Source organism: Salinivibrio sharmensis, assembly GCF_001995985.1.
GTDB classification, from domain to species: domain Bacteria; phylum Pseudomonadota; class Gammaproteobacteria; order Enterobacterales; family Vibrionaceae; genus Salinivibrio; species Salinivibrio sharmensis.
Genome location: NZ_MUFC01000011.1, coordinates 57,458 through 76,033, shown reverse-complemented (window position 1 = coordinate 76,033; position 18,576 = coordinate 57,458). Strand labels below are relative to the sequence as shown.

Annotated in this window: 19 protein-coding genes, 1 tRNA gene and 1 CRISPR repeat array; of the genes, 9 read left to right on the top strand and 11 right to left on the bottom strand. The window is 51.5% G+C overall.

Annotated elements, in window-relative coordinates:
• The first annotated feature begins 40 nt into the window (after positions 1 to 40).
• Genes cas1 through cas4 form a run of 3 tightly spaced genes read left to right on the top strand, consistent with a single transcriptional unit; the run spans position 41 to position 1,883 of the window.
• Positions 41 to 1,024, top strand: a complete 984-nt coding sequence (gene cas1, locus BZG74_RS11405) for a CRISPR-associated endonuclease Cas1 (protein WP_077772710.1) — start codon at positions 41 to 43, stop codon at positions 1,022 to 1,024.
• Between the two features lie 3 nt (positions 1,025 to 1,027).
• Positions 1,028 to 1,315: a CRISPR-associated endonuclease Cas2 gene (gene cas2 / locus BZG74_RS11400; protein WP_077772709.1), complete on the top strand. Its 288-nt coding sequence runs from the start codon at positions 1,028 to 1,030 to the stop codon at positions 1,313 to 1,315.
• Entirely contained in the window at positions 1,302 to 1,883 is a 582-nt protein-coding gene (gene cas4, locus BZG74_RS11395; protein ID WP_158020647.1) for a CRISPR-associated protein Cas4, read from the top strand. Before cas2 ends, cas4 begins: the two co-directional genes overlap by 14 nt.
• A gap of 124 nt (positions 1,884 to 2,007) precedes the next feature.
• Positions 2,008 to 3,644: a CRISPR direct-repeat array (repeat unit 37 nt; unit sequence GCTTCAGAGCCTATCTCAACAAGTCAGCCACTGAAAC).
• 237 nt (positions 3,645 to 3,881) lie between these two features.
• Here cas4 and BZG74_RS11390 read toward each other — a convergent pair.
• Together BZG74_RS11390 and BZG74_RS11385 are read right to left on the bottom strand one after the other, a co-directional pair.
• Positions 3,882 to 3,957 (bottom strand) — tRNA-Ile (locus tag BZG74_RS11390).
• A 154-nt stretch (positions 3,958 to 4,111) separates the two neighbouring features.
• Positions 4,112 to 4,330, bottom strand: a complete 219-nt coding sequence (locus BZG74_RS11385; RefSeq protein WP_131825636.1) for a hypothetical protein — start codon at positions 4,328 to 4,330, stop codon at positions 4,112 to 4,114.
• 320 nt (positions 4,331 to 4,650) lie between these two features.
• Between BZG74_RS11385 and argF the strand changes: the two genes are divergently transcribed.
• From argF to pyrI, 3 genes are all read left to right on the top strand, one after another.
• On the top strand, positions 4,651 to 5,658 hold the full coding sequence (gene argF / locus BZG74_RS11380) for an ornithine carbamoyltransferase (RefSeq protein WP_077772706.1): 1,008 nt from the start codon (positions 4,651 to 4,653) through the stop codon (positions 5,656 to 5,658).
• 214 nt (positions 5,659 to 5,872) lie between these two features.
• Positions 5,873 to 6,817 carry an aspartate carbamoyltransferase gene (gene pyrB, locus BZG74_RS11375; protein ID WP_046073935.1) on the top strand — a complete coding sequence of 315 codons (945 nt, stop codon included), beginning with the start codon at positions 5,873 to 5,875 and terminating at the stop codon, positions 6,815 to 6,817.
• Entirely contained in the window at positions 6,814 to 7,281 is a 468-nt protein-coding gene (gene pyrI, locus BZG74_RS11370) for an aspartate carbamoyltransferase regulatory subunit (RefSeq protein WP_069363326.1), read from the top strand. The genes pyrB and pyrI overlap by 4 nt, the downstream gene beginning before the upstream one ends.
• Positions 7,282 to 7,434: 153 nt before the next feature.
• Here the strand turns inward: pyrI and sspB are convergent, their stop codons facing one another.
• From sspB to zapE, 8 genes are all read right to left on the bottom strand, one after another.
• A complete protein-coding gene (gene sspB, locus BZG74_RS11365; protein ID WP_077772705.1) occupies positions 7,435 to 7,962 on the bottom strand; it encodes a ClpXP protease specificity-enhancing factor in 528 nt (175 codons plus the stop codon).
• Positions 7,962 to 8,600: a stringent starvation protein SspA gene (gene sspA, locus BZG74_RS11360; protein WP_046073932.1), complete on the bottom strand. Its 639-nt coding sequence runs from the start codon at positions 8,598 to 8,600 to the stop codon at positions 7,962 to 7,964. Before sspA ends, sspB begins: the two co-directional genes overlap by 1 nt.
• Positions 8,601 to 8,687: 87 nt before the next feature.
• The gene (locus BZG74_RS11355) at positions 8,688 to 9,425 is read right to left on the bottom strand and encodes a cytochrome c1 (RefSeq protein ID WP_046073931.1); all 738 of its coding nucleotides are present in this window, start codon (positions 9,423 to 9,425) and stop codon (positions 8,688 to 8,690) included.
• Positions 9,422 to 10,687, bottom strand: coding sequence for a cytochrome b (locus BZG74_RS11350; RefSeq protein ID WP_077772704.1), 1,266 nt, complete (start codon positions 10,685 to 10,687; stop codon positions 9,422 to 9,424). Before BZG74_RS11350 ends, BZG74_RS11355 begins: the two co-directional genes overlap by 4 nt.
• A complete protein-coding gene (gene petA / locus BZG74_RS11345; RefSeq protein ID WP_046073929.1) occupies positions 10,687 to 11,277 on the bottom strand; it encodes a ubiquinol-cytochrome c reductase iron-sulfur subunit in 591 nt (196 codons plus the stop codon). The genes BZG74_RS11350 and petA overlap by 1 nt, the downstream gene beginning before the upstream one ends.
• Positions 11,278 to 11,656: 379 nt before the next feature.
• On the bottom strand, positions 11,657 to 12,046 hold the full coding sequence (gene rpsI / locus BZG74_RS11340; protein ID WP_046073928.1) for a 30S ribosomal protein S9: 390 nt from the start codon (positions 12,044 to 12,046) through the stop codon (positions 11,657 to 11,659).
• 13 nt (positions 12,047 to 12,059) lie between these two features.
• The gene (gene rplM / locus BZG74_RS11335) at positions 12,060 to 12,488 is read right to left on the bottom strand and encodes a 50S ribosomal protein L13 (RefSeq protein ID WP_046073927.1); all 429 of its coding nucleotides are present in this window, start codon (positions 12,486 to 12,488) and stop codon (positions 12,060 to 12,062) included.
• 277 nt (positions 12,489 to 12,765) lie between these two features.
• A complete protein-coding gene (gene zapE, locus BZG74_RS11330) occupies positions 12,766 to 13,872 on the bottom strand; it encodes a cell division protein ZapE (protein WP_077772703.1) in 1,107 nt (368 codons plus the stop codon).
• 280 nt (positions 13,873 to 14,152) lie between these two features.
• Here zapE and zapG point away from each other — a divergent pair, with 280 nt between their 5' ends.
• The 3 genes from zapG to degS all read left to right on the top strand — a co-directional run bounded on the left by zapG (position 14,153) and on the right by degS (position 17,215).
• Complete coding sequence (gene zapG / locus BZG74_RS11325; protein WP_046073925.1) at positions 14,153 to 14,560, top strand: Z-ring associated protein ZapG; 408 nt, start codon at positions 14,153 to 14,155, stop codon at positions 14,558 to 14,560.
• Between the two features lie 70 nt (positions 14,561 to 14,630).
• Entirely contained in the window at positions 14,631 to 15,995 is a 1,365-nt protein-coding gene (locus tag BZG74_RS11320) for a Do family serine endopeptidase (RefSeq protein WP_101494698.1), read from the top strand.
• A gap of 149 nt (positions 15,996 to 16,144) precedes the next feature.
• Entirely contained in the window at positions 16,145 to 17,215 is a 1,071-nt protein-coding gene (degS, locus tag BZG74_RS11315) for an outer membrane-stress sensor serine endopeptidase DegS (RefSeq protein WP_077772701.1), read from the top strand.
• 96 nt (positions 17,216 to 17,311) lie between these two features.
• Here the strand turns inward: degS and murA are convergent, their stop codons facing one another.
• A complete protein-coding gene (murA, locus tag BZG74_RS11310) occupies positions 17,312 to 18,571 on the bottom strand; it encodes a UDP-N-acetylglucosamine 1-carboxyvinyltransferase (protein ID WP_077772700.1) in 1,260 nt (419 codons plus the stop codon).
• Positions 18,572 to 18,576 lie beyond the last annotated feature (5 nt).

Here is an 18,576-nt window from a genome sequence, read left to right as displayed (position 1 = left end):
AATAAATCATTCACTGATTGCAAACAAACGGGACGGTACCATGCAGCATATTGTGATCCATGAATATGGAAAATCGCTGGGCATCACCTCTGAACGCTTAGTGATCAAGGAAGGCAATTTTCCAACCAAAGAAATTCCACTCAGAAAAATCAGCACACTGTCTATTCAAAAGCCGGGCATTAGCTTGTCCTCTAATTTGCTCAGCGCCTGTGCGCGGTATGGCATTAAGGTGTTTATTGGCAACCGAGCCCAAGAGCTATGCTGTTTGCATGGTAACGCGCAACATGCTGTGGTCCAGAATAGAATCCATCAGTTCGAATTTTTATCGGATGACGAGCAGCGTTATCGTATTGCAAGAGCGTTTATTTACGGCAAAGTACGCAATCAACGCACTACTATGCTGTATTTCAATAAACAAAAGTGCGGCCTCGCCAAAAAGCAAGCAGCGGCCCATCTAGCGGCTGAGCTGCACTTACTCTCCCAACAAGTCCGTGATCTCCCCTATACCGAAAACTGGAATGCCACCTTGATGGGCTTGGAGGGCCGAGCAGCAGCCAGTTATTGGCAGGTACTCAGCGAGCATCAATGGCTCGGTGAACAATTTACTCACCGTACGGGGCGCGGAGCGCAAGACCCCGCCAACCAAGCGTTGAATTATGGTTACGGTATTTTATCAAGTGTAATCTGGAACGCGTTAACTAATGCAGGGCTAGAAGTCTACCTCGGTGCGCTGCATGCCATTCGGCCGGGTAAGCCCGCTCTCGTACTCGATGTAATGGAAGAATATCGCGCTTGGGTGGTTGATCGGGCCGTAATCAAGTTGCGAAGCCAACTCAATGGCGAAACGCTTAAGCCGAAAACGCGTAAGAAGTTAACCAATGAGATCCTAACGACACTCGCCAAACCAATCCCTTATCGAAGTAGGAAAATACGCTTAGAGAGCGTCATGCAGCGACAATGCTATCGCTTATGTGGCATGTTTGCCGACGAACAAAAGTATCGTCCATTACTCTTTAGGTGGTAGAACATGGCAAAAACAACGGAAGTGCTTGTCGCTTATGACATCGAAAATAACAAAACACGGACACGGCTATATAACCAACTCAAAGATGTCGGCATGATCCCGGTGCAAAAATCTGTCATGTGGGGACGTTTGTTGCCCGCCGATATCAAACTGGCGAAGCGTATTCTTGCCAGTGAAATCGACAAAGACACAGATAAAGCTTTCGTTTTAGTGAGCAAATTGTCCGAAAACGCAAAATTTTATGGTCTTACCCCAGATTTTGAGGAGTACGATGGTCATGGCATCTTTTGATGAGCTGATCCCTATCAGTTACTTGCGGCAATATCTATTTTGCCCACGTATCCCGTGGTACAAGGCCGTAATGCGTTTTGAGCCCCCTGAACAAGGATGGGTTACGCAAGGAAAGCGTTGGCACGAGTCACAAAACCCGCGGCATCGACGTCGTTTATGCAAACATATTCCCCAACCAAGAGAGCATATCGTCAACGCGCATGTCCAAGCGCTATCGTTAGGCATTCATGGTTATATCGACGAGCTAATCTTCAATGAAGAAAAGTGCGTGGTCGTGGAGTATAAAGTGGATAAGGGCAAACCCACCGATGCGCAAAAGGTCCAACTGTACGCCTATATGCTTGCTGCGGAGCAAACTTATCAACGACAAGTGGTTGCGGGCGTATTACTAAAAGGCAGCGCAAATAAGCAGTACACGATCACGCTAGATGATAAAATAAAGGACAAATGCCTAACCACACTCCATGCGGTGAGGCAAACACTCTCCAGCCATCGTATGCCGCATTCAAGCGCAACAGAGAGCAAATGCGCACAGTGCGAGTACTTGAGGTACTGCAATGACAGATGAAGATTATTTTTGTCTAAGGAGCATGTTCGCAAAATACCGCCATTTTCTGACATCAAAGCGGTTTGCGAAAAAAATAGGCGCTGAGCCCCTAATAACTTGCTGTATCAACAACAAAAAATCAGGGGCTTCAGAGCCTATCTCAACAAGTCAGCCACTGAAACTGCCTCCAGAGTCGGCAGCGCAGAGGCGTCATTGGTTGCTTCAGAGCCTATCTCAACAAGTCAGCCACTGAAACAGCATTGCCCGATGATGTGAAGTCCCGCTTCACCGGCCAGCTTCAGAGCCTATCTCAACAAGTCAGCCACTGAAACTACGGCGAAGCGGTTTCAAAAATCGCGGGCATCGATGGCTTCAGAGCCTATCTCAACAAGTCAGCCACTGAAACGGCTTTACGTGTGGGACGCACGAGAGCTTTGCCGGCTTCAGAGCCTATCTCAACAAGTCAGCCACTGAAACTCCAGGTCGTCGCCCGCGGTCTCGATACCAAACGCGGGCTTCAGAGCCTATCTCAACAAGTCAGCCACTGAAACGCGACGTGGCGCGAGGCGCTGCGGACCCTGAAACCGCTTCAGAGCCTATCTCAACAAGTCAGCCACTGAAACCAGCTGTACGCGGTTCGCTCGGGGGCGCCTTTTATGCTTCAGAGCCTATCTCAACAAGTCAGCCACTGAAACACTGACTGCCCAGGTAGGCGTCGGCCCCATCCCTTGGCTTCAGAGCCTATCTCAACAAGTCAGCCACTGAAACGCAAAGGTCACGCCAGCAAAGTTATCTTGCAGTGCTTGCTTCAGAGCCTATCTCAACAAGTCAGCCACTGAAACACTTGTCGTATTTCTCGCGCTGTGGTTTGGTCGGCTGCTTCAGAGCCTATCTCAACAAGTCAGCCACTGAAACACAGTGCAATGCGTTTTGTTTCCGCGGGGCCCAGGTCGCTTCAGAGCCTATCTCAACAAGTCAGCCACTGAAACATGAAAATCTTGTATTCAATACCCCAGCTTTCCTGGCTTCAGAGCCTATCTCAACAAGTCAGCCACTGAAACTGCCAGACCAGCGCCGGAGGCGCAATGCTAATTTGGCTTCAGAGCCTATCTCAACAAGTCAGCCACTGAAACCTTATAATTTGCAACCGCATACGCTACAGCAATAGCGAGCTTCAGAGCCTATCTCAACAAGTCAGCCACTGAAACCACGCGAGGACGCATTCACACCACATCAGAAACTCTTTGCTTCAGAGCCTATCTCAACAAGTCAGCCACTGAAACTGCTACCGACACGCAAGAGTACGGTTCGGTCAAGGCTTCAGAGCCTATCTCAACAAGTCAGCCACTGAAACCTCAAGCCGCGCCACCACTGGGCTGAACGCCTATTGCTTCAGAGCCTATCTCAACAAGTCAGCCACTGAAACAATTCTCGCCGAAAATCGACGCGTCTGTGCCAGCTTCAGAGCCTATCTCAACAAGTCAGCCACTGAAACGTGGTTGATGGTGGTGAAATACGCGGCGGCTCGGCACGCTTCAGAGCCTATCTCAACAAGTCAGCCACTGAAACTTAACCAGCTCGCGGTCGGCCGATACCATCATGGGCTTCAGAGCCTATCTCAACAAGTCAGCCACTGAAACAGTGCCAATGAATACTTCTAATTTCGCGCCGGTTGGCTTCAGAGCCTATCTCAACAAGTCAGCCACTGAAACATCCCCCCGTTCATTCGATTTGGGATCCCAATTGCTTCAGAGCCTATCTCAACAAGTCAGCCACTGAAACAATTCTCGCCAAATAGCGAAGTCACTCAAATGCTTACTTGGGTACAGCAATATTAACATTAATGGATTTGAGGCGCTTTGCTCATACGAAATGCTCACGTCGTTATCGCGACAACAGATTTTTTCTAATGCGAAAACGGGAGTTGTACCCGTTCCTTGTTTGACTAAGTGTTTGACTAAAAATCAGCAGGCACAAAAAAGGCGTAGTAGGTACTAACCTGCTACGCCTTGCTATGACTGGTGGCCCCTCCCAGACTTGAACTGGGGACCAATCGATTATGAGTCGACTGCTCTAACCACTGAGCTAAGGGGCCGAATGGAGTGGGATTATAGGGGAAGGCTCACAGGGTGTCTAGCTGTAAGGGGGGCGAATTCAGTATGCTTTTTGAGCACTTAGCGTGTGGCGGGATAAACAAGCGCCGCCAATGTGGCGGCACTCACGCTTTGCTTGCTTAGGAGGTTACCGCCTTATTGCATGGCGGGGTCTTGGCTGTCTTCAGCCGGCCAGGTGCTGTTGTCGTCTTTTGGCATTGGCTGCGTGTCGCAATCCGTGCCGCCGTCTGGGCAAGTTACCACGGGCTGGTCGCCTTGTGGTTGGCTGGCTTCGTTGGCCATCGCGGGACCGGCGAGGCCAACCATCATCATGAGTGCGCTAAGAGTCAGTGCTTTGTTTTGTGTTTTCATCATGTTCTCCTTCCTAGTATTGTCGTTTGCCCTTGAGGACATAAACACTATCTCGTACTCATCGCGCGGCCCTGTCATTCTCTCGCTATAAGGCGGTAAAAGGATTGTCTAGTTTGTCGCCAACTTATCAGCATTGTCAGCGCTTGATTAAATCCCTCCTTCGCGGTCATAAAACCATCAAAACGGTGTGTTATTGGTCAATTCATGGCCTTTACTCTCGGTTTTGTCGCTTGCATCTTGCTGGCACGCGCTTTACCATCAAAGAATAATTAAACATAAATATCGATTTAATATTCAATTTAGCGCGTTATTTAGGGATAGATATGAAAAGCGACCTCTACCAGCAATCACTGCTCACCTTACTCGACTTGTCACCTCAGCAAATTCACGATCTGATTGATGATGCCGCCACACTAAAAGCGGCCAAAGCCTGCGGTGAGGAAACCCCGCAGCTAACGGGCAAAAACATTGCGCTGATTTTTGAGAAAACCTCGACCCGTACGCGCTGTGCCTTTGAGGTGGCGGCGTTTGATCAAGGCGCGCAGGTCAGTTACCTCGGCCCTAGCGGCACCCAGATTGGCCATAAAGAAACCATGAAGGATACCGCGCGGGTATTAGGAAGAATGTACGATGGCATTCAATACCGTGGCTTTAGCCAAGAAGTGGTCGAAACGCTCGCCGCGCATGCCGGGGTGCCGGTGTGGAATGGCTTAACCGATGATTTTCACCCCACCCAAGTGTTGGCCGATCTGCTCACCATGCAAGAGCACAGCGACAAGCCGCTTAATCAAATCGCGTTTGCGTATGTGGGGGATGCGCGCAACAACATGGGTAATTCGCTATTGGTCGGCGCCGCGAAAATGGGGATGGACCTGCGCCTGATTGGCCCTAAAGCCTACTGGCCTGAGGCCGATTTGATTGCCGCCTGCCAAGATATCGCCGCCAATACTGGCGCAACGCTCACCTTAACCGAAGACACCGCAGCGGTGAACAGTTGTGATTTTGTGTATACCGATATCTGGGTGTCGATGGGTGAACCCGAATCGGCCTGGGCGCAGCGCGTGGCTGATCTCACCCCTTATCAGGTGAATCCAAGCTTGATGGCCGCCACCGCAAACCCACACGCTAAGTTTATGCACTGTTTGCCTGCCTTCCATAACGATGAGACCGGCGTAGGGAAACAAATCGCCGATCAATACGGGCTTAATGGCTTGGAGGTGACCGACGCGGTGTTCGAATCTGAGCAGTCGATCGTCTTTGATCAGGCAGAGAACCGACTGCATACCATCAAGGCTGTGATGGTTGCCACACTCGTCAACGCAAGCACGTAAACGATTGCACTTTTGCTTGCACGACATAAATAGGGGCGTATAATTCGGCCTGATTTCACTACACGGCCAGAAGTTATGTTGGTTATTCCACCCACAAACAGCGATTTATCCGCCCCATTGCGGGACGGTATCCGCATTGGTCGTGATCGTAAAAACCTCCGTTTCGGAGGTTTTTTTTTGCCTGTAGCACACTGCAAAGAAAGGGACTCGCGTTATGGCCAATACGCTTTATAACAAACATATTATTTCCATTCCCGAGCTCAGCCGCGACGAGCTGGAGTTAATCGTCGCCACGGCGGGCGAGCTTAAAGCGCGCCCTAACCCGACGCTGTTGAAGAATAAAGTGATTGCCAGCTGCTTTTTTGAGGCGTCGACGCGTACGCGCTTGTCGTTTGAAACCGCGATTCAACGCCTTGGCGGCTCAGTGATCGGCTTCCCCGACGGTGGCAATACCTCGTCAGGCAAAAAAGGCGAAACTTTGGCCGACTCGGTACGGGTGATTTCCTCGTATGTCGATGGCTTTGTGATGCGCCACCCCAAAGAAGGTGCGGCGCGGTTGGCCTCGGAGTTCTCTGAAGGTGTGCCGGTGGTGAACGGCGGTGATGGCGCTAACCAGCACCCAACCCAAACCCTGCTCGACCTGTTCTCGATTTACGAAACCCAAGGGCGACTCGATAACCTCAATATTGCCATGGTGGGCGATCTGAAGTATGGCCGTACTGTGCATTCGCTGACGCAAGCTTTGTCAAAGTTCGAGGGGAACCGCTTTTTCTATATCGCCCCAGATGCACTGGCGATGCCTGAGTATTTGTTAGATGAGCTGACTGCCGCGGGCCACCCGTATAGCCTGCACAGTAGCATCACCGATGTGGTGCCTGAATTGGATGTGTTGTATATGACGCGGGTGCAAAAAGAGCGCTTTGATGAATCAGAGTACGCGCACATTAAAGCGGCGTTCATTTTAAATGCGGCTATGTTGCGTGATGCCAAACCCAACATGAAGGTGATGCATCCCCTGCCCCGTGTGGATGAAATTACTGTCGATGTCGATAAGACCCCGCACGCTTATTACTTTGAGCAAGCCGAGAACGGCGTCTATGCCCGAGAAGCCCTGCTGGCACTGGTGTTAAACGAACAGGTTGAAGGAGTTGCAAAATGAGCACGGATAACAAACTACAAGTTGAAGCCATCTGTCACGGCACGGTGATCGATCATATCCCGGCGCATATTGGCTTTAAGATCTTAAACCTGTTTCAAATGCACGGTAGCGATCAGCGGATCACCATTGGTCTGAATCTGCCCTCGTCGGCGTTGGGCAGCAAAGATCTGATCAAAATCGAGAACGTGGTGATCAGCGAAGATCAGGCCAGTCAACTCGCGCTGTATGCGCCACAGGCGACTGTGAATCAAATCGAAGACTATCAAGTGGTGGCCAAGCTGCCATTGACCTTGCCGGAAGTCATTCAAGGCGTGTTCCGCTGCCCAAACTCTAACTGTATTACCCACGGTGAGCCGGCGGTGGATAGCTCATTCCGCGTACTGAGTGAAGCAGATGATGTGAAGCTACGCTGCAAATACTGTGAGAAGGTGTTCTCACGCGAGATCATGACTGAGCGTCATTGATACCCCCGCAGCGGATACAGGCGTCGTGAGGCGCCTTACCTTCGCTACCCGCACGGCGGGCACAAGGTCTAGGCGTAAGGCCTAGGCATAAAAAAACCAGCACTTGGGTGCTGGTTTTTTGTGTCTCACCTTCAAGGGGAACTTGCGACGCGGTTATTTCACCACGGTCAGCGTCGGCTTGCCTTTTTTGCTTGGGGTGGCCGGCGTGTCGTCTTCATCATCCGCTTGCGGCAGTGCTTCAGGATCATCAACGCTGTCGACCGACACCAAAGACGGCTCTTCGTCGTCTTCTCCCTCGCTGGATGGGGCGGTTTGTTCAAACATCTCCTCATCATCAGCGTGGGCGTAGGCAGGCTCCATATCAAACATGGTGCCCGCGCCATTTTCACGTGCGTAGATGGCGAGCACCGCCGCCATAGGCACCAGCACTTGCTGGGGCTTGCCGCCAAAGCGCGCATTAAAACACACGTGCTCGTTGCTCAGTTCCAAGTTACCGACCGCACGCGGGGCGATGTTGAGGACAATTTGCCCGTCTTTAACGTAATCAAACGGCACTTGTACGCCCGGCAAGGTCGCATCCACCACCATGTGAGGGGTGAGATCGTTATCTAATAACCAGTCGTAAAACGCACGCACTAAATACGGGCGACGTGGTGTCATCGCAAATTCTGATGTAGACATTATTGACCTGTTAGTCGCATTTCACGTTCAGCTTCTGTCAGTGAGGCGAGAAACGAATCACGCTCAAACAGACGCGTCATGTAATCTTTTACTTGCTTCGCACCTGGGCCAGTTAGCTCAATGCCTAGTGCAGGCAAACGCCACAGCAACGGCGCCAAATAGCAATCTACCAGGCTAAACTCTTCGCTTAAGAAGTAGGGATCTTCGGCGAATACTGGAGCCAGAGCTAGAAGCTCTTCACGCAGCTGCTTACGCGCTTTGTCGGCGTCGTCAGCACTGCCTTCCATAATTTGGTCAACCAAGGTATACCAGTTACGCTTGATGCGATACATCATCAAACGGCTTTGTGCACGGGCAACAGGGTATACCGGCATCAATGGTGGGTGAGGGAAACGCTCATCCAAGTATTCCATGATGATATCCGCGTTGTACAACGCTAACTCACGGTCTACCAAGGTTGGAACAGAGTTATAAGGATTTAAGTCAACCAGATCTTCTGGCAGATTATTCGGATCCACCAGCTCGATTTCTACACTGACACCTTTCTCTGCGAGGACGATGCGTACCTGATGACTATAGAGATCAGATGCGTCAGAGAATAACGTCATCACCGAGCGTTTATTGGCAGCAACAGCCATCAACCCCTCCAGGATGTTCAATATCAATAGAAAGCAATGGGGACCTAAAGTCCCCATTGCGGATTAGCAACACACTAGATTAACCGATCAGTGCACATCGCGCCAATATTCTTTCTTGAGGAAGTACGCCAAAATCAAGAATACCACGAAGAAACCAATCACCCACCAGCCCAGTTGCTGGCGCTCTAGCTTCACCGGTTCCCCTGAATATTCAAGGAAGTTAACCAGATCGCGCACCGCATTATCGTACTCGCTGGCACTGAGTTCGCCGTTGCCGTCAGATTTGAGGCCAACAAACTCTTCCACCGGCTCACCGTCCACCATACGTGTTTCGTACACTTTACGGGGTGTGCCTTGAAGCTCTTCGAGCACGTGTGGCATACCCACGTTCGGGAACACAGTATTGTTCACCCCAAATGGGCGCGATGGGTCGACGTAGAACGAACGTAAATAGGTGTATAACCAATCCACGCCACGCACACGTGCCACCAAGGTTAGATCGGGCGCAGGTGCACCGAAGTACTGCGCGCCCGCTTCTTGCGTCATGGCGTTTTTCATCAACTCGCCGTAATCAGCATTCTTGTCGACAATCAGGTTGTCTTCCATCAAGTCTTTAGGAATATTGAGATCTTCGGCCACACGCTGATAACGCTGATACTGCGTAGCATGGCAACCAAAACAGTAGTTCATGAACAGTTTGGCGCCACGTTGCAATGAGGCTTTGTCCGTCAAATCATTGTTGGCTTCGTCCAAGTGGACATTACCACCGGCGGCCATCGCCAAAGAGGGCAACAGCGCGCACAAGATTACAATCCATTTTCTCATTTGAATGTCACCCTCTCTGGTAGCGGTTTCGTTGCCTCATTTTTGCTGTAGAAGAACAACAGCACGAAGAACATGAAGTAACAGAAGCTGAAGATCTGCGCCAGCAAGGTGTACGTTGGGGTTGCTGGCAACGCGCCCAGAATACCCAGAGCAATAAAAGCAATCACAAATTGGACGATGTTCGCCAAGTGTAGCTTGCTGCGATAGCGGTATGAGCGCACACGGCAGCGGTCAAGCCACGGCAGGATGAACAGCATCACAATCGACGCGCCCATGGCAATCACACCAATTAACTTGTCTGGAATCGCACGCAAAATCGCGTAGAACGGCGTGAAGTACCAAACAGGGGCAATGTGCTCAGGGGTCTTCAGCGGGTTAGCCGCTTCAAAGTTGGGTGGCTCAAGGAAATAGCCGCCCATTTCGGGATTAAAGAAAATCACGTAGGCAAACAAGATGCCGAACACGCCCACACCAATCAAGTCTTTCACTGTCCCGTAAGGGTGGAAAGGAATCGAATCAATGATGTCGTATTTCTTGGTGTAATCCGGGTGGAACTTGAACTGCGACTGGTAGTTGTCACCCATTTTGCCTTTTGGCAATTTGGTGTCGATACCGTCTGGGTTGTTTGAGCCCACTTCGTGCAGTGCAAGCACGTGCAATGCCACCAACAGCAAGAGCACAATCGGCAGTGCAATCACGTGGAGGGCAAAGAAACGGTTCAAGGTTGCGCCAGAGACAACATAGTCACCACGAATCCACAGTGTTAGGTCATCACCAATAACCGGGATGGCCCCGAACAAAGAAATGATGACCTGTGCGCCCCAGTACGACATTTGTCCCCATGGCAGCAGGTAGCCCATAAAGGCCTCAGCCATCAGCACCAGGAAGATCAGCATACCAAATAGCCATAACAGCTCACGTGGCTTTTGGTAGGAGCCGTAAATCAGGCCGCGGAACATATGCAGGTAGACCACCACAAAGAAGGCCGAGGCCCCGGTGGAGTGCATATATCTCAGGAGCCAGCCGTACTCCACATCACGCATGATGTATTCAACAGAAGCAAACGCGCCTTCCGCTGAGGGTACGTAGTTCATGGTTAGCCAAATCCCAGTAAGAATTTGGTTAACCAGAACCAGCATTGCGAGCACACCAAACATATACCAGAAGTTGAAGTTCTTCGGCATTGGGTACTCAGTCATGTGTTTGCGATACGCATTCATCGCTGGAATGCGTTTCTCAACCCAGTTCAGCAAGTTTTCCATTACGCAGTCCCCTCATCTTGTCCCACGAGTACCCGTTTGTCGTCCAAGTACATATAAGGTGGAACGACCAGGTTCAGTGGTGCAGGTACGCCTTGGAATACGCGCCCTGCCATGTCAAATTTGGAACCATGACACGGGCAGAAGAACCCAGCTTTCACCCCACTCACTTGCTCACTGAAGCTGTCAGGCAAATAGGTTGGCGAGCAACCTAGGTGGGTACAGATACCAACCGCGACAAAAATTTCAGGTTTAATAGAGCGGGTCTGGTTGGCTGCGTATTCTGGCTGTTGCGGCTGTGCCGAACCGGGATCACGAAGCTGGTCCTCGAAGCTAGACAGCTCTTCGACGACCGCGTCACTACGACGCACGATCCATACAGGTTTTCCTCGCCACTCAACACGGATCATTTGTCCGTCTTGTAGCTTGCTGATATCGACTTCGACAGGCGCGCCCGCCGCTTTGGCTTTCGCGCTTGGGTTCCAAGACTTAATAAAAGGTACGGCAACTGCTACGGCCCCTAAACCGCCAACAACTGACGTCGTCGCAGTCAGGAAACGGCGTCGGCCGGTATTCACTGGCGCATTGCTCATCCAACATTCTCCCATGTGCTCCCGCTTGGATTTTTATTGTGTCCTTTGCGTCCATGGAGCGTACGGCTTACTTAAAAACGAATATGTAATAACGGCTGACTGGGATCAGTTCGATTAAATCTTAGCTGCTATTACGTCGGCTAGATGATAGAGAAAACCCTACTTTTTGACAAGATAAAGCTACCTTTTTGTAACAAATGTGAGCGGTGTGCACAGAATTGAGGAAAGGGTAATAAAAATGTTGGAAAGTGAGTGCTTATACACTGTTTTGAAAGGAAATAAATGAGCATTGCACGCAAGAATGCAGGCTAAATTGATGGATAAAAAAAGCCTGGCGTTGCCACCAGGCTTTTTGCAGCAAATCTGACTGGAACGTCGATTAACGCTTCGAGAACTGCGGGCTGCGACGTGCTTTGCGTAGACCCACTTTTTTACGCTCAACGCGACGAGCGTCACGCGTAACAAAGCCAGCTGCACGTAGCGCAGGACGCAGTGACTCGTCATACTCCATCAGGGCACGAGTGATGCCGTGACGGATTGCGCCAGCTTGACCAGAGATACCACCACCAGAAACGGTGATGTACAGGTCTAGCTTCTCGGTCATTTCTACCAGCTCAAGCGGCTGACGAACGACCATGCGAGCGGTTTCGCGACCGAAGTAAGTTTCGAGAGAACGCTTGTTGATCTCGATGTTACCGCTGCCCGGCTTGATGAAGACACGCGCTGCGGAGCTTTTGCGACGGCCGGTGCCGTAGTATTGTTCTGCCATTGCTTTATTCCTCTTAGATGTCTAGTACTTGCGGTTGTTGTGCCGCGTGCTTGTGCTCAGAACCTGCGTAAACTTTCAGTTTACGGTACATAGCACGACCTAGAGGACCGCGTGGCAACATACCTTTAACGGCTTTTTCAATAACCAGTTCAGGTTTTTCCGCGATCAGTTTTTCAAAGCTGATTGACTTGATGCCACCAATGTAGCCAGTGTGGCTGTAGTACATCTTGTCAGACTTTTTGCGGCCAGTAACAGCCACTTTCTCAGCGTTGATAACAACGATGTAGTCACCGGTGTCAACGTGAGGAGTGTATTCTGGCTTGTGCTTGCCACGCAGACGCGTTGCAATTTCAGTGGCCAGACGGCCCAACGTTTTGCCTTCAGCGTCTACAACGAACCAGTCGCGTTTTACAGTTTCTGGTTTAGCAACGAAAGTTTTCATGCTAATGATTACCCGATTAATAAGTTTCACTTCAGGAGCCTAAGCTCCCACTGTTAAGCGCCCATACATCACCCCTTCGAGTGGTGGTACACTCGGCCTAAGCCTTTCAACAGTAACGGTGGGTCGCGAGATTATAGGGAAGAGTGGAGAAAAAATCACCTCCTTTTGGCAAAAAAATTCGGTGGATTTTTTCAGTTGGTGATTGTTTGGCTACCGCCTACCCTTGTCTCACGGGACGCGCGCTATTAGCGAGCTTGCGCCCCGAAGTCCATCCCGTTTAGGGCAAGTGTGGTAAGGCAAGGTAGTCATGGCTTTGCATCTCAATCAGGCGTGATTGGCAGCGCCTAAATTCAAACGCCAGCCGTTCGCCTTGATAGAGGCTATCCATGGGCACCGCCGCCGAGATGATTAGCTTCACGCTGCGCTCGTAAAACTCATCCACCAAGGCAATAAAGCGCCGCGCCGCATCGTCTTGCGCCCCGGTTAGCTGAGGCATATCAGCCAGCAACACCGTGTGGTAAAGGCGTGCCAGCTCCATGTAATCGCTCTGGCTACGTGCGGATTGGCAAAGCTCAGCAAAGCTAAAATGCACCACCCCATCGCCGTTTTCGATGGTTTGCAGCGGCCGGTGATTGACCTCAATCACATCCTGCTTCACGCCACCCTCGCCATTAAGCTTTTTAAAATAGGCGTGCATTTGCGCCGTTGCGGCGTCATCTAAAGGGTGGTGAAAGATCTCGGCTTGCTCTAACGTGCGTAGACGATAATCGACCCCTGAGTCGACATTGACCACCTCACAATGCTGGTTAATCAAGGCGATCGCCGGTAAGAAGCGGGCGCGTTGCAACCCATTCCAGTAGAGCTCATCTGGCACAATGTTAGAGGTGGCCACCAGGGTAATGCCGCGCGCAAACAAAGCCTCCATTAACGTCCCCAGAATCATCGCATCGGTAATGTCAGAGACAAAAAACTCATCAAAGCACAGTACTCGGGTTTCTCGGGCGAACTTGTCGGCGATTTGTGGCAACGGGTCAACCTCGCCATCAAGCTTTTTCAGCTCTTGGTGCACACGATGCATAAAGCGGTGAAAATGCATGCGCATTTTATTTTCAAACGGCAAAGCATGAAAAAAGGTGTCCATTAAATAGGTTTTGCCGCGCCCCACGCCACCCCAAAAATACAGGCCTTTCACTGGAGTCACAGGCACCGGTTCGCGCTTGCGCCAAGGCAGCCAGCTGCGCTTTTCGGGCGTGGCGGGCGCAATGGGATTGGCGATCAGGCGGTGGTAGAGATCATCAAGCTTCTCTACCGCCATACGCTGCGCGGGGTCTTCAATAAAATCGTTGTGGGTCAGATCGTTATTATAATGTTCGAGTGGCGTCATTCCGTGAAAGCCTCATTGATTATCGCCTTCATGCATAGTAACACGCCCGATAAAAAACGTAACATATCGACAAAAACGCGGGGCGATCGCACTCCAACCCACAATCCGCCCGCTGCCAGTACCGCCAATAAGCATCGACGTGTATAGTGAGCTAAATCTTCCCTTGCTGAGTAAATGGGGAATGTACGATATTATTAAAGTAGGCAAGTGATTTTACTTGTCGTGACTGACCCGTCAGTAGTATCTGTGGGTGGTCAACTTGTGACTACAAGGAGCAGTTATGGCCTGGATTAATAGCCTGATCTTTCTCGTCATCGGTATCGCGGTAGGCTTCTTCATTGCCCGCATGACGACACGCGATCTCAAACAACAAAAAAACATGAAAAGGGAGCTAGAAAAATCACGTTACGAGCTGGAGCAATATCGCCAAGAGCTGGTTGACCATTTTGCCCAAAGCGCGGAGCTGCTCGATACGCTTTCCAAAGATTACAACAAGCTCTATCAACACATGGCAAAGACCTCGACCGATTTGATGCCAAACTTGCCCGATCAGGACAACCCGTTTGCCAAGCGACTGGGTAAAATCACCGAAGTAAAAGTCGATACCACCAGCGAGCCGCCGAGAGACTACTCAGGCAGCGCCTCTGGACTACTCAAAAGCGGTGAAGGGTCACGCGCGACGAGTTGATGGAGGATTGAACTTTTTCAGATAGCCCCCACTCTCACTTCATACCTGACAATCGGAGTGTGAGTCTATGATGAAGAAGTCTTTACTAGCGATGAGTATCGCCGCGCTGACTCTTGGCGCGGCCTTTTCCCCTCTCCCAAGCCACGCTGCCCTACCGCAAACCGTTAACGGCGAGGCTATGCCCAGCTTAGCGCCCATGCTAGAGAAGGTGTCTCCTGCAGTGGTGAGTATTGCCGTTGAAGGCAATAAAGTCGCCAAGCAGCGTATTCCAGAAGCTTTTCGTTTTTTCTTTGGCCCGAACATACCGCCCGAGCAAGCCCAAGAGCGTCCATTTCGTGGACTCGGCTCAGGGGTAATTGTTGATGCGGATAAAGGCTATATTGTCACCAACCACCATGTGATTGATGATGCCGACCAAATTCGCGTGCAGCTCAAAGACGGACGCGAGTACGATGCCACCTTGATTGGCAGCGACGAAATGTCTGACATCGCCCTTCTCCAGCTCGAAGAAGATGCCGATAACCTTACCCAGATTCCGCTCGCGAACTCAGACGAACTGCGCGTGGGCGATTTTGCGGTGGCGATTGGTAACCCATTTGGGCTGGGACAAACCGTTACCTCGGGGATCATCTCGGCACTGGGGCGCAGCGGTTTGAACCTAGAAAACTTCGAGAACTTTATTCAAACCGATGCGGCGATCAACAGTGGTAACTCGGGAGGTGCCCTGGTTAACCTTAATGGCGAGCTAATGGGGATCAACACCGCGATTTTAGGCCCCAATGGCGGTAACGTCGGGATTGGCTTTGCGATTCCGGTCAATATGGCGAAAAGCCTTGTCGACCAAATTATCGAGTATGGGTCGGTGCGCCGCGGCATGCTGGGTGTCACCGGGCGCGAACTCACCTCAGAGCTCGCCGATGCCTTTGGTCTTGCCACACAACACGGCGCCTTTGTTAGCCAAGTGATGCCAGAGTCTGCGGCAGAAGAAGCAGGCTTAGAAGCCGGTGACATCATTGTGTCGGTTAACGGTAAGAGCATCCGCAGCTTTGGTGAATTACGCGCCAAAATTGCCACCTTAGGCGCGGGCAAGCCAGTGACCTTGGGGGTTATCCGCGACGGTGAAAACCTAGAAATGGATACCACCCTTAAAGAAGCGAGCCAGACGCAAACCAAGGCTGATAACCTGCATAAAGCGCTCACCGGTGCTGAGCTGAAAAATCACGACACCGAACCGGCCGGGGTAGAAGTGACAGCGATTGAAGAAGGCTCCCTCGCCGCGCGCTATGGCTTGCGTGAAGGCGATGTGATTGTCGGCCTAAACCGCCACAAGGTTGAGAACCTCGGCGATCTGCGCAAACTGCTGGAAGACAAGCCTAGCGTGCTAGCGCTCAATATCGTTCGCGATAACAGCTCGCTGTACCTGGTGATCCGCTAGGTCGCGAACTGACACATAATGAACGTCAATTGATGCCTGCCACCTCGGCAGGCATTTTTTTGCCCAGACCGCGGTGATGATTTCCCCAACCCTCGCCGACAATGCTATTCTCTAGCTCCGCGTTAAGTTGCTTGAGGATGGCATTGTTTATGCTGGCGTTATTGATTCGCTCTGTGATTATTGGCTTGGTGACGGCTGCCTTATTGTTGGTGACGGTGCCAGACTTACGCTCTGGCCTGTTATCGGACTTTTCTTTTGCCGACAATGACGACGAAAAGCCAGTTGAATTGGTGTCATTTAATTATGCGGTTAAACGCGCATCACCCGCAGTGGTCAACATCTACACTCGCAATTACACTGGCAACGACAGGCTAGCGCTTAATACCCAGGGACTTGGATCAGGGGTGATCATGAGTGCTAAAGGTTATATCGTCACCAACTACCACGTAGTCGCCGAAGCCGATCAGGTGATTGTGGCTTTGCAAGATGGCCGTATTTTCACTGCGCAAATGGTCGGCAAAGACCAGCGCACCGACTTAGCGGTGCTTAAAGTGCAAGCCGATAACTTGCCCGTGATCCCGGTCAACGAGCGTTATCAGCCTGCGGTGGGGGATACGGTACTCGCGATTGGTAACCCCTATAATCTCGGCCAAACCACGACCTATGGCATTATTTCCGCCACTGGCCGTACCGGGATGAGTTTTTATGGTCGCCAAGACTTTTTACAAACCGATGCCGCGATTAACCGAGGGAACTCTGGGGGTGCCTTGGTCAACAGTCGCGGCGAGTTAGTGGGTATTAACACCGCCTCATTCCAGCAAGCCACCGATTTGGAAACCTACGGGATCTCGTTTGCGATCCCCTACGGGTTGACCGAAAAAATCATGAACAAACTGATTGCCGATGGCCGAGTGATCCGAGGCTATATCGGCATTGATGGTCGCGATGTGAATCCAGTGATGGCACGCCTGCTCGATGCCGAACAACAACGAGGGGTGATGGTGTCTGGGGTCGACCAAGGGGGACCGGCGGATAAAGCCGGCATCAAACCGCAAGATTTAATTATTAAGATTGATGGGCAAGCGGTACGTGGCGCACGCAGTGCCATGGATATGGTCACTGATACTCGCCCAGGCTCAACGCTCGATGTGACCCTCATTCGTGATGGAGACACCCTGACACTGCCCGTCAAGGTGGGTGATGAAAGGCAGCGCCGCTAGTGCTATCCGCTGCTCTCCACTCTCTGCACTTAACGGTTCGTGCCATCAAAAACGCCAGCTGGATGCTGGCGTTTGTGTATCGAGTGTAAGACGAGGTTACTCCGCGTCAATCCGCTCTATTTTCGCGCCCAACGCTTGAAGTTTATCTTCGATGCGCTCATAGCCTCTATCGATATGATAAATCCTATCGACAATGGTCTCGCCCTTAGCGATACAACCAGCAATTACCAAGCTCGCCGAGGCGCGCAAATCCGTGGCCATCACTTGCGCACCGCTTAAGCTATCGGTGTCACCACAGATCACGGTGTTGCCCTCAATTTCTGCATGGGCCCCCATGCGCTGCAGTTCAGGGACGTGCATAAAGCGGTTTTCAAAGATGGTTTCGGTGATAATGCCCGTGCCCTTGGCCACCAAGTTAAGCAAGCTAAATTGGGCTTGCATATCGGTTGGAAAGCCAGGGTGCGGCGCTGTGCGTACATTCACCGCTTTTAGCTCACGGTCAGTCATGTCGAGCTCAATAAAGTCATCACCAGTGACGACTTTAGCCCCGGCTTCTTCGAGCTTGTGCAATACCGCTTCGAGTAACTCAGGCGAGGTATGGCGACAAATAATATGCCCACCAGACACGGCCGCAGCCACCAAGAAGGTGCCGGTTTCAATCCGATCAGCCACCACCGAGTGCTTGCCGCCGCCGAGGCGTTCTACCCCTTCTATTTCAATCCGATCCGTGCCTGCACCTGACACCTTGGCACCCAGCATGTTGAGGAACTTGGCGGTATCGACAATCTCTGGCTCACGTGCGGCGTTTTCAATCACTGTGGTGCCGTTAGCCAAGGTGGCTGCGCTCATGATGGTGACCGTCGCACCGACGCTGACTTTGTCCATCACAATATGGGCGCCTTGTAAGCGACCATCGACGGTGGCGCGCACATAGCCTTCATCCAGGGTAATAGTGGCACCCAGCTGCTCAAGGCCATTGATGTGCAAGTCCACCGGACGAGCCCCAATCGCGCAGCCGCCTGGCAATGACACTTCGCCTTTACCAAAGCGTGCCACCAACGGCCCAAGTGCCCAAATAGACGCGCGCATGGTTTTGACCAAATCATAAGGGGCACATAGCTCGGTAATGTCGCTGGCATCCACATGCACAGAGCCGTTGCGATTGACCTTGGCACCGAGGCGAGATAACAGTGCCATGGTGGTATCAATGTCACGCAGTTTAGGGACATTCGCCACTTCGACCGGCTCTTCAGCCAGTAGTGAAGCAAATAAAATCGGGAGGGCGGCATTTTTCGCGCCGGAAATGGCCACATCACCTTTTAGCGGGCCATTGCCCGTCACTCGAAACTTTTGCATCAGAC

What these genes read in the sequence shown, in the direction of transcription:
- cas1 (WP_077772710.1), top strand. Translation starts at nt 41, where the DNA reads ATGCAGCATATTGTGATCCATGAATATGGAAAATCGCTGGGCATCACC.
- cas2 (WP_077772709.1), top strand. Translation starts at nt 1,028, where the DNA reads ATGGCAAAAACAACGGAAGTGCTTGTCGCTTATGACATCGAAAATAAC.
- cas4 (WP_158020647.1), top strand. Translation starts at nt 1,302, where the DNA reads ATGGCATCTTTTGATGAGCTGATCCCTATCAGTTACTTGCGGCAATAT.
- BZG74_RS11385 (WP_131825636.1), bottom strand. Translation starts at nt 4,330, where the DNA reads ATGATGAAAACACAAAACAAAGCACTGACTCTTAGCGCACTCATGATG.
- argF (WP_077772706.1), top strand. Translation starts at nt 4,651, where the DNA reads ATGAAAAGCGACCTCTACCAGCAATCACTGCTCACCTTACTCGACTTG.
- pyrB (WP_046073935.1), top strand. Translation starts at nt 5,873, where the DNA reads ATGGCCAATACGCTTTATAACAAACATATTATTTCCATTCCCGAGCTC.
- pyrI (WP_069363326.1), top strand. Translation starts at nt 6,814, where the DNA reads ATGAGCACGGATAACAAACTACAAGTTGAAGCCATCTGTCACGGCACG.
- sspB (WP_077772705.1), bottom strand. Translation starts at nt 7,962, where the DNA reads ATGTCTACATCAGAATTTGCGATGACACCACGTCGCCCGTATTTAGTG.
- sspA (WP_046073932.1), bottom strand. Translation starts at nt 8,600, where the DNA reads ATGGCTGTTGCTGCCAATAAACGCTCGGTGATGACGTTATTCTCTGAC.
- BZG74_RS11355 (WP_046073931.1), bottom strand. Translation starts at nt 9,425, where the DNA reads ATGAGAAAATGGATTGTAATCTTGTGCGCGCTGTTGCCCTCTTTGGCG.
- BZG74_RS11350 (WP_077772704.1), bottom strand. Translation starts at nt 10,687, where the DNA reads ATGGAAAACTTGCTGAACTGGGTTGAGAAACGCATTCCAGCGATGAAT.
- petA (WP_046073929.1), bottom strand. Translation starts at nt 11,277, where the DNA reads ATGAGCAATGCGCCAGTGAATACCGGCCGACGCCGTTTCCTGACTGCG.
- rpsI (WP_046073928.1), bottom strand. Translation starts at nt 12,046, where the DNA reads ATGGCAGAACAATACTACGGCACCGGCCGTCGCAAAAGCTCCGCAGCG.
- rplM (WP_046073927.1), bottom strand. Translation starts at nt 12,488, where the DNA reads ATGAAAACTTTCGTTGCTAAACCAGAAACTGTAAAACGCGACTGGTTC.
- zapE (WP_077772703.1), bottom strand. Translation starts at nt 13,872, where the DNA reads ATGACGCCACTCGAACATTATAATAACGATCTGACCCACAACGATTTT.
- zapG (WP_046073925.1), top strand. Translation starts at nt 14,153, where the DNA reads ATGGCCTGGATTAATAGCCTGATCTTTCTCGTCATCGGTATCGCGGTA.
- BZG74_RS11320 (WP_101494698.1), top strand. Translation starts at nt 14,631, where the DNA reads ATGAAGAAGTCTTTACTAGCGATGAGTATCGCCGCGCTGACTCTTGGC.
- degS (WP_077772701.1), top strand. Translation starts at nt 16,145, where the DNA reads ATGCTGGCGTTATTGATTCGCTCTGTGATTATTGGCTTGGTGACGGCT.
- murA (WP_077772700.1), bottom strand. Translation starts at nt 18,571, where the DNA reads ATGCAAAAGTTTCGAGTGACGGGCAATGGCCCGCTAAAAGGTGATGTG.